Genomic DNA, 14204 nt, shown 5'->3' with positions numbered 1-14204 from the left:
TTTTTAAGAAATTGACCTCCTGTTCAGACAGTCAAAAGTGGAGTTTCGGGCTTTGTGAGTTGTAAGTTAACAAATTCTTTGTGAGTTAAATCATTTAGTGCGCTGTGCGGCCTGTAATGATTGTATTCCCACCTGAAATTCTCAATCTTGTGCCTTGCATCTTCAAGTGACAGAAACCAATTTACTGACAAACATTCGTCTCTGAATTTGCCATTGAAAGACTCAACATATGGGTTGTCAGTAGGTTTTCCGGGTCTGGAGAAATCCAGTGTTACCTGATTTTCGTAAGCCCACCTATCTACATCTTTTGATATAAACTCACTGCCATTGTCACACTGAATTCTTTCAGGGAAACATCCTTCCATTAGGCAGGCTTTGGTCAGTTCATTTACTACATCGGCACCTTTTAAAGACTTTCCCACCAGTAGTCCGTGGCAGATTTTAATACAATTATCCACTATAGCTAAGATGCGAAAACGTTCGCCGTTAAACAACGCATCCTGTAAGAAATCCATGCTCCATACTCGGTTTATAACTGTAGTCTGCAGTCGGTCTAACCGATGAGCAGCACTACGGCTTCGTTTTGGCCGCTTGGCACGTAGGTTTATTCCGCAAGCCTTATAAATATGGTAAACACGTTTATGGTTATCGGTGAAACCTTCCCGTCGAAGCAGAACGAATATACGCTTAAAGCCGTAACGAATACGTGTGTGGGCTATTTCATTCATCCGCATTTTTAGCAAACTATCTTGCCGATGTCGGTAATGGATATAATAGTACATCGACCTGGCAAGGCATATACATCGACAGGCCCGTTGGGTTGATATCTGATAATTGCTAACCATCCAATATGCCATTTCTTTTTTGTAAGCCGGTTTCACAACTTTTTTTTTATCACATCCTGTAACATCTGTTTGTCCAAACTTAAATCAGCGACCAGCTTTTTTAGCTGGGCGTTCTCCTCTTCCAGCTGCCGCAGTTTGCGCAACTCTGGAGCGCCCAGACCGCGGTATTTTTTCTTCCAATTGAAAATGTTGCCTGGGAGACTCCCATTTGCCGACATATCTCTTCCACACGGGTACCGGTCTCGGACTGACGTAGCGCGAAGGCGATCTGTGCCTCGGTAAACTTGATCTTTTCATGGTTTTTCCTACTATTTAAAATTAGTAATTCACACCCGAATTCTCAACTTTTAAAATGTACTGTTTTGTGGGAAGAGGTCATTACCAGAATCGCTCCATTTTTCTTTGTCGCTGTATGCTAGTATTTTTATTATTTAAAAATAAGTTAAACTGAAGCTTTCAAAGCGTCATAGTGCAATGTATCGCTAGTCTTAATATAATCTATTAATTCTGTTGTTGCAATTTCAATATCAGATATAAAATCACTTTGTTTAGAAATCCTTTCTATACTGTTCAAGTGACTAAAATAATGAAGTACTTTTAGTATTCTTTTTGAAACAAGCGGTCCAAATATTTTATCGGCACGTTTATCAACTTCTTCGTAACTAGGATATTTTGATAATGTGTAGAGTTCTAAAAACCTTCTAAAAATATTTGGCATTGCCAGAAGCCGATGAGATGCTGTGCGATCAGGTTCGTTGATAAATTGATATATCTCTCCGAACAGGTAGTGATATTCTGACGAATATTTATCAAACGATAAAGGAAGTGTGGATATAAAAGATTCATCATTTCTTCTTGAAATAAAATATCTAGACTCCTTGTTCTTACCAGTTGGCGGAAGTTCCTTTAATAAACCGAAAAATTCATAATTATGGGTAGAGATGAAAAGTTGCTTGCAGGCAATTGTCCATTCAGATTGTGAAGGGTTATTTGCACTAGGAACATACCGGCAGAAGGTATCTTTTAAAAGAGCATTAATTTGGAAAACATGGTTGCTATCTAAACTGGATATTGGATCATCGATATAAACAATAGTGTCCTTTAATTGACCTTTTTCCTCTAGACTGTATATTAACACTAAGAAATGAGAAAAAGCAATCGCTGTTTTTTCGCCATCGCTGAGATTTTTTGCTAGTTTACTACCTCTTTTCAAATTGAATTTGCTTGTTTCTGGATTTACCTCAATTTTAATATCGTTCCTATTTAAGAAGCTTTGAATAAAGGTGTTCAGTTGATCACAACCTTTTGAAATACTATTAATTTCTGCATTTAGTTTAACGTTCTCATTTTGAAGTTTTAAAATATGAGCATTTAGTATTTCAATTTCTTTCTCAGCTTTTTCTTTATTCGATTTAGCCGTAAGGTACTTTTTAGCTTTTAAGAATTCTGCAACTAAGTGTTTTTGATATTTAAGTCGTTCGACATTTATCATACTATCAAAACTTTTGCTAAACTCATTATTTTCATCTATTAATGTATTTAGATTATCTATAGACGTTTGTAGGCTTCCAGATTCATTTATTGCTAATGTAGATATTGGAAGATAAATACTGTTTTCTTCTTTTTTAGATAGGTCTTTTAAAAGTAGATTCAACATAGCTATACTTTTGTCGATTTCTTTTTTTGCAGCACCAAGTAGATTGTCATATTTACTTTGAAAACCGTTGTTGAAATCATTTGCACTTAAGGGAAAATTAATGGCATTGAGCTTTTCGATTTCTTGATAAATAATCTGTTTTGCTTTTTGCGTTTTTTCCCGAAGTATGGATGCCTGATTGTTAAAATATTTTGTTAGCTCAGTTAGACGCTCCTCCGTTACTGGATTTCCACAAAATTTGCATTCATCACCTTTTTCATGTATCTCTAGACCTTGCTTCGCCCAAGTATAGTGTGCATGATTTTTTTCTAATACCTCAATTATTTGAGTTTTTGAAGGTGTTTCGGATAAAAGATTTTTGGATAGATCATAAGTATCTTTTAAAGTATTTTCGAACGCTATAAGATCCAATTCTTCTTTTGGACTTTCTATCTTCACTACATTCTGTAAACGTTTTAGCTCTTCTTTGTCCGAAATTATTGCTGCATTGATATCTGTAATAATTTGATCTTTTATTCTTTTTAAATGCCCTTTGTTAAATTCAATAAGACTAATAAAAACATCATTTTTTATTCGTTTAGCTTCATTTGTATAAAGGCTTTCAAATTGGTTGTATTGGTTGACCATTTCTTCATGCCCTGCCTTTTTACCAATAACGTCTTCTGTGCCTTGAATCGCAGCTATTTCGGCTAAATTGTTGTCTATCTTTTCACGAATGTCAATACTCTCTCCAACTTCAAAAGAAATGGCATTGATATCGTCGTCGAATTCCCACTTAAGATTTTCCTTAACATAATCAGAGTTAAATACTTCTACATTTCTACCATAAGTATTAATTGTATCTTGTTGATAATTACCCCCGTCAGAGCTTATTTTGAAACTGCTTCCTTCGGCAAAATCTTCATGTATAGCCTTATTTTTTAGTGAACTGAATAGTCTGGATAACGTCGTCTTTCCAGAGTAGTTCCATCCATAAAAGATATTTTTACTTGTAAAATCTTTTAAAGTACCGCCAGATGACCATACAAAGTTTTTGTATATTCCAAACCCTCGAATGTGATCTATTTTTTTGATCATAATTAACTAATTAAAGTAGTAGATGATATTATAAGGATATTTTGACACTCAATCCTGAGTTTACTTCGGGCATCAATTTTGGTTCAACTCCTACTGAAGATCTCAAATCATCCAATAAATCTTGAGCGGAAATTTTATTACCAATCTTTGCCTCAGATCCTGGTCTCGACCAGCTTGATTCTCTAGCCCTATATATTTCTACTTCATTAATGTCATTGGCCATAGCATGTACACAAACCGCTCTAATATAGTATCGATTAAATTCACTTTGACATAAAATAGTTGATGCATTCGATGGTGTCTTTACGATTTTGCCTTGCCTTAGTGATGTAGGATTAAAGTGGGTTGCAAAGTCTAAAAGCATTTCAAATTCTTCTTCGTCGCTGTTTTTAACAGAATCAATTAGAAAATTAGTATAGTTCTCTTTACCTGTGTCATTTAGGCGGTCGCTAAAATACAAGTTATCGGTTTCAATGTCGGTATTGATTTCTGATAACATTATTGACCTTACATTTTGGTCAAGATTTAAAAAATTGAATTTTGCCATACCGTTATTTATCATTATGGTTTATTATAACTGATTGTTAATGTATACTTTTTGCGTGAGGGATCATAGCGTATAATCCACATTGTAGCGAGGGCTTTTAGCCAATAGTTCGACCCATAACGGGTACGCACAAAGGCATAATACCTGCGTTTTAATCGTATAAATTTTTCACATTCCGGTTTATGTAACTATTCAAACCGCTGCCACTTCTAGCTAATGCTTTCATATGCTCGACGTGGCTACTTCCAGCTTTTCTGTAACTATAAGTATAAGTGCGTGATGTTCCTGAAAATTTTACTTTAATGTATTCAGCTCCTATTTCATAGGCTGATACCCCTGAGTCTCTTCCTGTGTTTCTATATTTTTCCATGTTTTTAAAGGTTTAGAGTTCTGCATAAATTTTAGACATCCTGCTATCATTTTTTGTATAGCCACTTCTTGTACCTGTAAAGGTTTCATCTGATTTTTCAAGGTTTACTATTTTTGAAATAGTAAATAATTTCCAATCGGGAACGACTCCCTTATCACTTGTTCCTCCAACCTTATATGCCGAAAGGGAATCATTCCTTTTGGTAGAAACTCCAAAAGTGTGTGGTTCAACTACTCTTTGATGTCCATTATAAGAAAATTCTAGTAAGTTTTGACCTTTGATTGCATCGATAATAGTCTGTTTCATATTTTTATGTTTAAAATTTAGTTGTTCTAGTATTACATTCCCAAAACGTCCACCATACTCTTCCCACTCTGCTGCTTGCTCACTTTGATCTGTACACGGATCCTCTCGGTCATTTCCTGCACGTGAGAGATGACACCCACTTTACGTCCCTGATTGTGGAGGCGTTCAAGAGCATCCATAGCGATATTAAGTGTATTAGGGTCTAACGAACCAAAGCCTTCGTCAATAAATAAAGATTCCACTTTCATACGGCTAGATGACAAAGAAGCAAGGCCTAAAGCCAACGCAAGTGAGACGAGAAACGATTCGCCGCCCGAAAGGGAATAGACCGTGCGCACTTCATCGCCCATATCCTGATCTACTACCTGAAGAGCCAGTGAAAGAGGTATCCGTTCGATTTTGTACCGGTTGGTCAGTGCTTGCAAATGAATGTTGGCATAGCCCAATAGCACATCGAGCGTGTATTCTTGGGCAATCTGACGGAATTTTTTACCGTCGGCCGAACCGATAATTTCATTCAGTTTGCTCCAGTTATCTTTGATAGCTTCTTGCGCCGCTATACGTTTCAGCAAGTCACCAATATTCTGTTTATACACAGCATCTTGTTGTAGGCGGAAGCTGTTTTCCGCTTTTTTTTGTTTATTGGTTTCCAGCGCCGATTTTACAACAGCATTGAGATCTATGAGTTCCTCAACTGGTCGGTCGGATATACTATTTTCTTTGTGGGTGTCTAAAGCATGTTTTCGTTCCGAAAGAACGCTACTCGCTTTTGTTACTTCCTCGTCCATCGTTTGCAATTCCCCACGTTCTGTAGCCATCCAATCGTTGCTCAATGACAATAAATCATGGAGAGTCTCCATGGTTAACGATTGACTGTTCTTTGAATTGAAATCGTCAAGCCACCCCTGCATTTTTTCCAATGCTTTTTGAGCGTCGGCTTGTAACGCTGTTAATGAAGTCGCCAATTCATCGTATTGGGTTTGGGCTTTGGTGCTGTTGATATTGAGTTGTTCTCTGGTTATTTTAAGCTGATCGAGTTGCTGCTGAGCATCGTTTATTGCTTGCTTTAGCTTGGTCTCCGTTTCGCTTGCAGATTGACCTCCAAATATCGAATAGCGTTCCTGATATAACGCTAAATACAGTTTATTTTCCGCAATATGAGCTTCTGTTTTTTTGCTAACATCTGAAGCAAGACTTTTAGCTTGGTGTTCCAGTTGGCTTATTGTGGCTTCGAGTGCTGCATGTTGACGGGTATATTGATCCATCCGTTCGCTTCTTTCTTTCCAATCGCGGGCAAAGATTTCAATACGCTGAACGAATGCTAGGGGTGAAGCTTTCAAATTTTTCATCCATTCTGGAGCGGTGAAATAGGGGGAGAGCAGCCGTTCAACACTGTCTAAATCACGTGTTGCCTTATCACGATCTCTCGTATGGCTGTTTTGCTGTTCTTTGTAAACAGCAAGCTGGTTTTCAATGTCTTTAAGTTGATTGGCAAGGCTATCGGTCTTTTCTTTCAGTTGGTCTATTTGTGTTTTACCAACTTCTATTTGTTGCTTTTTCTCCGTGTAAGCTTGTATTTGCGCTTGCAGATCGCCCTGTTTGATTTTAAGATCCTGTAATTTTTCTTCAATCCAAGCTGCTTTTTCAGCATTGGCTATAGTCTTACTTAGCTCGGCAATATCAAATTGTTCCCAAATTTGCTTTTTAGAGACTAATGCTTCTTGCCTTGCTGTAATTTCTTCACCTTGGCGTTCAATATTCTGCTGTAGCATCTTACTTTCCTGTTCGAGGGCTATGTAGAGGTTATTGCTCGCGTGATAGCTCTGGTCTTGTTCCTCGAAGGATTTTTCGAGTTGCACCAATACATTTTCCAATTGCGGATTATGAAGCACATAAGGGTGACTTTCGCTTCCGCAAACAGGGCAAGGCTCGTCATCCACTAAAGCCGCCCGCAATGTTTCTACGTTTTCGGTCGATGCCAAACGTGCTTGCTGCAAAAGCTGCTGCGCCGTATCGCGTTGTACCTTTTCCAACGGCAGCTGCTGGGCTAAATTTTGTAAAGATTCCTGTTTTGTTTGAAGATCAGACTTATCATTTACCTGTTTTTGGTTTAGTGCTTCCAATTCCGTAAATGCACCATAAAACAGTTGCCAATGCGCCTGTGCTTTTATAGTGTATTCAACCTGTCGGTCTATTTCGGATTTATCTTGGCCTAAAGTTTCCATAGGTGTTAATTGCAACTCTTTGATAAGCAAATCATTGCTTTTCTTTAAAATTTCTAGGCGATCTGCCTGTTGCTTCCAATCAGATTCTATTGTCGACCTCTCGGCTTCGTCTTTATCAAATTTATCCTGTATTTGTGCCAACGTAGCGGACGATTGCTGCAAAATTTCCAAAAACTGCTGCGCATCTTGTAGTTTCGACAAGATGAGGTCTTTATTTTCCGCAATCGGGCTGCGGTCTTTGTTTTCTGCTTTCCAGTCGGTGATATCTTTTATTTGATCAGCAAGGTTTGCAAACTCCTCTTGTTTAGACTTTAGTAGTATCTGTTGCTGATTATTAGCTTCAGCAGAATTTTCAGCTTCCTCTTTAAGTTTTTCTACCTGTTGTTTTTTCTCTGCCAGCAACGTATCTAGTTCCCTAGCGTGCTCCAATAGGGGAAGGGCATCGGTTAGTACCTTGTTTTTTTCTGAAAGATTGGTTTCGCCCACCTCCAAATGCTTTTCGAGCTTTTCTTTATCCTCCTGTAGGACCGATATGTTTGCTTTTATTTGTGCGAGGGCTGTTGTTTTGTCAGCATGCTGCTGTTGAGCATGTTTCAAGGCATCTGCCCAGCTTTTGGTTTGCTGTGCTTGCTCAACAGTTTTCAGTTTTTGTTTACGTGGAAAGGCAGAGCTTTGAACCTCCGTAGCAACATCTAATGCTGTGTACGCTAGATCATAATTGATTTGTAGTTTAGCGAGCTGTTCGTACCAGCCGATTTCAGTAGTAAGTTTTTCAATTTCTTTTTCCAAACCTTTGATCTTGATTTCCAGTGTCTCCTGTTCATCCGACAACGCCTTCAATTCTTCTTCGGCGAGCGTGATGATTCCTTCTTTACGAAGGTTAAGGTCACGCAACAGGACTTCTTCAGCTCTGTATTTTTCATAAATCTTTTTCGAAATTTCCGAATATATATGAGTGCCAGTCAACTTTTCAAGCAAGGAAGCTTTTTCACCTTTGTCAGCCTTCATAAAAGCTGTAAAATCGCCTTGAGCTAGTAACACAGACCGGGTAAACTGGTCGAAATTTAAACCTACTAACCTTGCAATTTCACTTAACGTTTCTGCTTTTTTCGCTGGAAAATCAATATTCGTAGTTATATTTTTCAACGTCACAGCATCAGATTGCATGCTACCATCAGCTTTATTTCTCGCACGCCTTACACTCCAGGTAGCACGATGATATTGTTCATCAATACCAACAAAATCAACCTCAGCAAAGCCATCCGCCGTACCATCACGCAAAATGCTACGTACATCGCCCTGATTGAGCGTACTGCCTTCGACATCTCTAATTTCGATACCAGATTCTTTCGCTTGCAGATACCGCGGTGTTTTTCCGTAAAGAGCAAGGCACAAGGCATCTAATATCGTAGATTTTCCAGCACCAGTAGCTCCCGTAATGGCAAATATGCCAGCGGATGATAATGGCTCGGAAGTAAAGTCGATTTCTGTCACTCCCTCTAGGGAAGCTAGGTTTTTAATTCTTATTGCTAATATCTTCATTCTACTCGGCTGTTTGATTGACTTCTTCCTCTACTTGTTGAAAAAGATGTAGGATCTCTTCGGGTACGGCACTGTTATATCTCGTTTGATATATTTTTCCAAATACATCAAGCGGCTTTAGTTCCTGCAACTGCTCGGGAGCGATGAGTTGATGTTGCACCGTTTTGGAGTCAGGATACTTCACATCAATTTTCGCAAGTCTCACTTTCTTCTGCCGCAATGCCACCTCTACCTTATGGCGCAATGCCGGCTCAGGACCTTCTAAAAATACACGAACTTCAAGATAAGGTATTGTAGCTTTGTTAGCTTCATAAGAAGGAGGTAGTTGTTCAAGCAAAGCGATGACATCATGTAAAGGTTGATGTTTTAGCGGAACTCTTAGCAGCGGTACAAACAGTGGTATCTCGATCGATCTTAGGTTATGCATCTCGTCGTCGAGATCAAAGACGACGACTTGGTGCTTGTAATTAATTTCTGAGAAAGACATAGGCAGGGGACTGCCAGCATAACGCACATGATCTTTGCCACCAATCTTTTGTGCCTTATGAATATGTCCAAGAGCAACGTACTTTATATCTTCATGGAAAGCAGTCGCTGGAATACATTCGACACCACCCATGATCGGCCTTTCTGTTTTATCTAGTTCAGTTATTTCAGCATTGTGCGTATGTAAATGCCCCAGAGCTATGATGATTTGATCATCTTCTATTTTTTCCTGCACATAGTCAAATAACTCTCTGTAAAGCGCTGTTACACCTTCTGTATAAGGGTTTGAGCAGTCAGATATAGTTGGATAATCGCCCATACGGAGGAATGGTACGGCGAGGCAGTATATCTTGATTGTTCCAGCTTGATCATATATTGGTACAATCAATTTTTCAAAATCAATTTTTCCTTCCGCATCTTTCTCAACCAATCCAACAATGTGAATTTTTGAAGATAGGAGTAAAGGCTTTGGCGCCTCAAGGCGTGATGCAGAGTCATGATTTCCGGCAGTAATGATAATTTGTAGATCTGGCTTTTTAGAAGTAGCTTGATTCAAGAAGGTGTAAAACATTCTGATCGACTGAGCTGACGGATTTGATATATCAAACACGTCTCCGCTAATAAGCAGCACATCAATTTTTTCATGATGCAACGTTTCAACCAGCCAATCTAAGAATTGCTGATGTTCATAGGTGCGATCATATTCGTGAAATAATTGGCCAATATGCCAGTCTGCAGTATGGAGAAATTTCATTTTCAAATAAATGGCTAATTCATAAATTTTCCTCTTGAAATCGTCTGTACGACGATGTAAAAAAGGTGTTATAGCTTAATAATATATTATTACAATATAATAATTGTAATTTAAAATATAAATGTTTTAAACACAATTTTTCAAGTTTTTACTAAAATATTCCATGAAAGACTTTTTTCAATTAATACTGAAAATTACAATGTATAATTTTCAATCTTTTACGGGAAACCATATTCGACTCAATAGATTGAAGAAATAAATATTTTCGGAAACTCGCAAAATCTAGCTCAATAACTAGAAGTGAGGTTTCATTTTACAGTATCGAGCATTTTAATTATCTTCGACGAACAAACCTATTTTCAAATGAGAGAAATCAAAGTATTGTATTCGCTTAATCACGCAACGATCGAAGCTTCAAAGTTTAAATGTGGTACTTACAAGCATAAAGCTAAGGTTGTGGCAACTTTTTATGATCTGGATACGGCTGACAAATTTATCGAAAGGGTGTTAAATAAATGGAACTTTAACAAACCAAATGAATTACCATCTAATGACGATTTAAAATCTGAGTGGGGGAAATTTGAATATAACATCCCCAGCTAAAATTGTGAAAAATAAATATCTCAATACTTAAGGAAATTTTTTATAAGATGTCAGAAGAAGTTAATGAACCCTTTTTAGTATCAAGCGAAGCCCCAAAGAAATTTTTTGAATTAGACAGTAGTCACCGAAAAACAGTTATTATAAAAGATCTTGACTTTGGCCAAAAAGCAAGAATATACAATTTAACATGTGATGTACTGATTATTGAAAATTGTACATTTAATCTTTATTTCAGATTAGAGCATTGCAAAATACTTTCTCTAGATATTAGAAATACGAAGTTTGAGAATGTCTTGTCATTTGGAAGGGGATCACAAATTGAGCAGATATATCTAAATACCGTTAAGGTTTCCATGTCATTAAATTCCTATTGTAGATTTACTCGTTTTAATTGTTACCGTTTACATACTAAGGCGCTGAAACTTTTCAACAGGGAAGGAGGGTCCGGAAAAAATCTTGAAGAAATATACATATACCTCCAGGATAGTAATATTAAAAATACGAATATTTCAATTGTTGAGCGGGATATTGAAGTTGAAGTAAAAAACAATGTATTAAAGAATTTCTTAATTAACGAAACTAGACAATTAGCTTTCATTATCAGGGACAATAACGAATTGGATAAAGTTACTTTTAATGAAATAAACACTGTTCAATTTAATGGATTGTATGAATCACCCATTGGTAAGTTAGAACTTACTGGCTGCGGTATAAGTCAACTTACAAATTATTTAGAGCGTGGTGATGAAGATTATTTTGAAGATAATAAAATAGGAGAAGTACATTTAAATAGCTGTACAACAATTAAAAAGATAAGCCTAGAAATTCCTAGGCCACTAGCGCTTTACGTTGAGGAGTGTAAATTCGACCAACCATTGTTAATATCCTCTGTATACAAGGATATACATATCACTCCAACTACTTTTGTTATTGGGGAAAAAAATTCTGGCGATATACTTATTGAAATTATCAATGTTAATTTGAGCTTTTTGGGTACAAATTTTTCTAATATCACGGTTAAGGGGTCCGGAATCAATGCATTAGAATTTGAAACATTCGTTAATCACGGTAAGATCAATTTTATAGATTCAAAGACTGCTTCACTAAACTTTATAAAAGCCAATAGAGATACGAATTATTTAACGGCAAAAGATTCCATTCTAGATAACATCAACTTTCATTTTTTTGACCTTAAAACGTTTAGACATATACAGTTTATCAATACAAATATATTAGGCATGAAGCTATTTCATTATCCTGCAAGATTAGTTAATTACTCCGAGAACCTTAATATACTACCCAGTCTAGAGGACGAACGAGACTTTAATATAAATGCTAAGTTTGCCTACAATCAATTCAGATTGTTAGCTGAGCGCAATGGAGATACTGATAAATCCGTCGAGTACCGATCTTTAGAGCTAAATTACCTACGCAGGACTAAAAGTAATGAAGCCGACAGGATGTTATTATTATTAAACGAGGTTTCCAATTGGCATGGAAGAAATTGGTTGTTAGGCGTATTCTTTACTTTAATTGCAGGTATGATATCCTTTGTCGCATATCAAGCCTCCTTAAACATTTTTGCTTTTTGTGATTTAAACTGGCCGGCGGAGTACATTCGTTATATAGCCACTTATCCCAAGCTACAATTAGTGGGATATGCCGAAAATTCAAATTTCTTAACTGATATAGCTAGGCTATTTGGTATTATTTTTATGGGATACGGCATCTTCCAGACAATATCAGCTTTTAGGAAATATAGTAGGAAATAATGAATAAAAGTTGGAGTATTATTTTTAATATTTCCCTGTTTCGCTTGTACTTACTTGAAAATTAGAGGATTTCGTGAGTGGGATCGCTTGCAATTAAGGAGCGTGAACCTTATTTACCTTTTCAATCTCCTTCCTCCAATATTTTTTATTTTTTTTAGGAATCTCATTTTCAATATAATTTGGAAGCCTTGGTAATCCGATATCAAAATAATAGTTCTTAAAATTTGGGCCAATGTAAACATCATTCACCGTCATTTCTGTTCCTTCAGCTTTAATAACAATTTTCCCAAATAACAATCCATCCGAAGAAAATGTTTTCGAGAACATACCTTCTACGTTAGTGGTAACAATTCCAACAGTATCTTTCTCAGAATCAATGAATATAACTGTTGCATTTGGAACAATTTTGTTATTATAACAAAACTTAACTTTTCCATTTACTATCGGAGTATCCCCATCCTTAAGCAGTCCCTTTCCATGTTGTTTGAAACTACTACAATTATTGCGATCTATCTCAACCCAGTCGTCGCTATTTTTTACGGTTGAACATCCAACTAATAAAAATAACGATAATAGTTTAACATCCAAGACGAGTCCCTTTTTGTGCAACTTCTTTTTCTTTAGTACCATATTGTTCAGCCATTATTCTATCAGTAATTCTATTTCTATCAATCAAAGGAAGATTTTTGAAAGTATCAGTTTCTAAAAGTCCTTTCCAAGCCATATCATCATAAACCTGATCATCAAATTTATATCCTTTTAACTTTCCATAATCTTTTAAAGAGAGCGAGAGATCTTTAATGAAATTTTTTGCAATTTCCTCATGTTGAATCGGGTTAGACAAAGCCTTTGCTTTCGAATATTTTTCAAATAACTGAGGATACGTTAGTTTTGCTGCATCTTTGTCATTTGTGTAAAACGCAGAAAGATAAGCGTGTATCGATTCATGTAAAACGGATGTCGCTACCGCTAGATCCGTCGCATTTTGAATTGTTAATCTATTACTATTAAAACCGATTATCATTTCACCATTAACCATTTTTGGTTTAGTTCCTGCAACTTGTAAAGGATCTTCACCTTCTTCCATAATGAATTTAATATTATATCCCGGTACTGTTCCAGCAAATTTATTTATAATATCCGCTACTGAATTTCCATTAAGCTTTTTTAGCGCATCCACTACACCCTTCATACAATCTGGAAGTTTTGTATCATCAATTCTATTATTGAAATTAGCAACTGTGTTGTTATTTGTCCCTCCACCACCAGCAGATCCTCCCGGATTAACATTGTGATAATCCCCAGGAGAGCCACTAAGCCAATCTTCATATGAGCCCGGATCATCACCTCCGCTACCTGAACATACTACGGTATTTAAAGTTCCATCCACGTAGCCCGGAATACAATTAGGTATCCTCATTGGTGGAAAACCTGCTTTTAACTTATTTCCTTTACTATCCCTTCCTAATATTTCATCATATAAGAAAAATGAAATGATCGTTTCTCGATCCATCAAAGATTGGGAAGCTATCGCTCCCGAATATGGTTTCTGTTTATCACCTTTAATAAAGGTTAGGACTTTGTAAAACCATTTTTGATCAGATCTGACCGCCTTGATCCATACATTATCTTTAATATCTATCTTGGATGAGTCCAATAATGCTTCAACGCGATTTAGGACACTAACTTTCACATAAATTGTATCTTCTGATATTTGGCGATATGTTTTCCAATCAATAACAGATTTAAAATTTGAATTTACGAAATTGGAGTCTATATCATGATAGCCAGTCTGTTTCTTAAAATCTGCTCGCAAAAATTCGATAACATTTTTACCCGCGTCTTCATTAACGATATTATGTTGTTTTCTACAACTAGTTATAAAAAACAATAAAATTAAAAATTTGAATATTTTATTCATAATTATCAACAGTCTTTTTTTTTACATGAGCTTTAACGTGATTTTGTTCGAAGATATAAATTTTTATATTTTATTGATGTTATTTAATAAATACTACAC

At 36.4% G+C, this 14204-nt stretch carries 10 protein-coding genes and 1 pseudogene; 2 read left to right on the top strand and 9 right to left on the bottom strand.

Features of this window, described 5'->3' with window-relative positions:
- Nucleotides 1-23: 23 nt before the first annotated feature.
- The 7 genes and pseudogenes from B4A24_RS03855 to B4A24_RS03825 all read right to left on the bottom strand — a co-directional run bounded on the left by B4A24_RS03855 (nucleotide 24) and on the right by B4A24_RS03825 (nucleotide 9809).
- Nucleotides 24-1164, bottom strand: a pseudogene (locus tag B4A24_RS03855) (IS3 family transposase).
- Between the two features lie 123 nt (nucleotides 1165-1287).
- Nucleotides 1288-3579, bottom strand: a complete 2292-nt coding sequence (locus tag B4A24_RS03850) for an AAA family ATPase (protein WP_293942797.1) — start codon at nucleotides 3577-3579, stop codon at nucleotides 1288-1290.
- A gap of 28 nt (nucleotides 3580-3607) precedes the next feature.
- Complete coding sequence (locus B4A24_RS03845) at nucleotides 3608-4141, bottom strand: hypothetical protein (protein ID WP_293942795.1); 534 nt, start codon at nucleotides 4139-4141, stop codon at nucleotides 3608-3610.
- Nucleotides 4142-4277: 136 nt separating this feature from the next.
- On the bottom strand, nucleotides 4278-4496 hold the full coding sequence (locus B4A24_RS03840; RefSeq protein WP_293942794.1) for a hypothetical protein: 219 nt from the start codon (nucleotides 4494-4496) through the stop codon (nucleotides 4278-4280).
- 12 nt (nucleotides 4497-4508) lie between these two features.
- The gene (locus B4A24_RS03835; RefSeq protein WP_293942792.1) at nucleotides 4509-4802 is read right to left on the bottom strand and encodes a hypothetical protein; all 294 of its coding nucleotides are present in this window, start codon (nucleotides 4800-4802) and stop codon (nucleotides 4509-4511) included.
- A gap of 32 nt (nucleotides 4803-4834) precedes the next feature.
- On the bottom strand, nucleotides 4835-8569 hold the full coding sequence (locus tag B4A24_RS03830) for an AAA family ATPase (protein WP_293942790.1): 3735 nt from the start codon (nucleotides 8567-8569) through the stop codon (nucleotides 4835-4837).
- Between the two features lies 1 nt (nucleotide 8570).
- Nucleotides 8571-9809 carry an exonuclease SbcCD subunit D gene (locus B4A24_RS03825; RefSeq protein ID WP_293942788.1) on the bottom strand — a complete coding sequence of 413 codons (1239 nt, stop codon included), beginning with the start codon at nucleotides 9807-9809 and terminating at the stop codon, nucleotides 8571-8573.
- Nucleotides 9810-10172: 363 nt separating this feature from the next.
- On the opposite strand from B4A24_RS03825, the gene B4A24_RS03820 reads away from it, so the two are divergent.
- Together B4A24_RS03820 and B4A24_RS03815 are read left to right on the top strand one after the other, a co-directional pair.
- Entirely contained in the window at nucleotides 10173-10412 is a 240-nt protein-coding gene (locus B4A24_RS03820; protein ID WP_293942786.1) for a hypothetical protein, read from the top strand.
- Nucleotides 10413-10459: 47 nt separating this feature from the next.
- Nucleotides 10460-12184 (top strand): hypothetical protein, encoded by a 1725-nt coding sequence (locus tag B4A24_RS03815; protein WP_293942784.1) that lies wholly within the window; start codon nucleotides 10460-10462, stop codon nucleotides 12182-12184.
- Between the two features lie 93 nt (nucleotides 12185-12277).
- On the opposite strand, the gene B4A24_RS03810 is transcribed toward B4A24_RS03815, so the two are convergent.
- Together B4A24_RS03810 and B4A24_RS03805 are read right to left on the bottom strand one after the other, a co-directional pair.
- Nucleotides 12278-12772: a hypothetical protein gene (locus B4A24_RS03810; protein ID WP_293942782.1), complete on the bottom strand. Its 495-nt coding sequence runs from the start codon at nucleotides 12770-12772 to the stop codon at nucleotides 12278-12280.
- On the bottom strand, nucleotides 12762-14105 hold the full coding sequence (locus B4A24_RS03805) for a hypothetical protein (protein WP_293942780.1): 1344 nt from the start codon (nucleotides 14103-14105) through the stop codon (nucleotides 12762-12764). Before B4A24_RS03805 ends, B4A24_RS03810 begins: the two co-directional genes overlap by 11 nt.
- Nucleotides 14106-14204: the final 99 nt, after the last annotated feature.

It is taken from the genome of Sphingobacterium sp. UBA7249 (assembly GCF_002472835.1).
Taxonomy (GTDB): Bacteria; Bacteroidota; Bacteroidia; order Sphingobacteriales; family Sphingobacteriaceae; genus Sphingobacterium; species Sphingobacterium prati.
The sequence above is the reverse complement of the archived record's forward strand: the minus strand, read 5'-3'. Positions and strand labels throughout refer to the sequence as shown.

Excerpts from the sequence above, each read along its gene's own strand:
- B4A24_RS03850 (WP_293942797.1), bottom strand. The coding sequence starts at position 3,579 with ATGATCAAAAAAATAGATCACATTCGAGGGTTTGGAATATACAAAAAC.
- B4A24_RS03845 (WP_293942795.1), bottom strand. The coding sequence starts at position 4,141 with ATGATAAATAACGGTATGGCAAAATTCAATTTTTTAAATCTTGACCAA.
- B4A24_RS03840 (WP_293942794.1), bottom strand. The coding sequence starts at position 4,496 with ATGGAAAAATATAGAAACACAGGAAGAGACTCAGGGGTATCAGCCTAT.
- B4A24_RS03835 (WP_293942792.1), bottom strand. The coding sequence starts at position 4,802 with ATGAAACAGACTATTATCGATGCAATCAAAGGTCAAAACTTACTAGAA.
- B4A24_RS03830 (WP_293942790.1), bottom strand. The coding sequence starts at position 8,569 with ATGAAGATATTAGCAATAAGAATTAAAAACCTAGCTTCCCTAGAGGGA.
- B4A24_RS03825 (WP_293942788.1), bottom strand. The coding sequence starts at position 9,809 with ATGAAATTTCTCCATACTGCAGACTGGCATATTGGCCAATTATTTCAC.
- B4A24_RS03820 (WP_293942786.1), top strand. The coding sequence starts at position 10,173 with ATGAGAGAAATCAAAGTATTGTATTCGCTTAATCACGCAACGATCGAA.
- B4A24_RS03815 (WP_293942784.1), top strand. The coding sequence starts at position 10,460 with ATGTCAGAAGAAGTTAATGAACCCTTTTTAGTATCAAGCGAAGCCCCA.
- B4A24_RS03805 (WP_293942780.1), bottom strand. The coding sequence starts at position 14,105 with ATGAATAAAATATTCAAATTTTTAATTTTATTGTTTTTTATAACTAGT.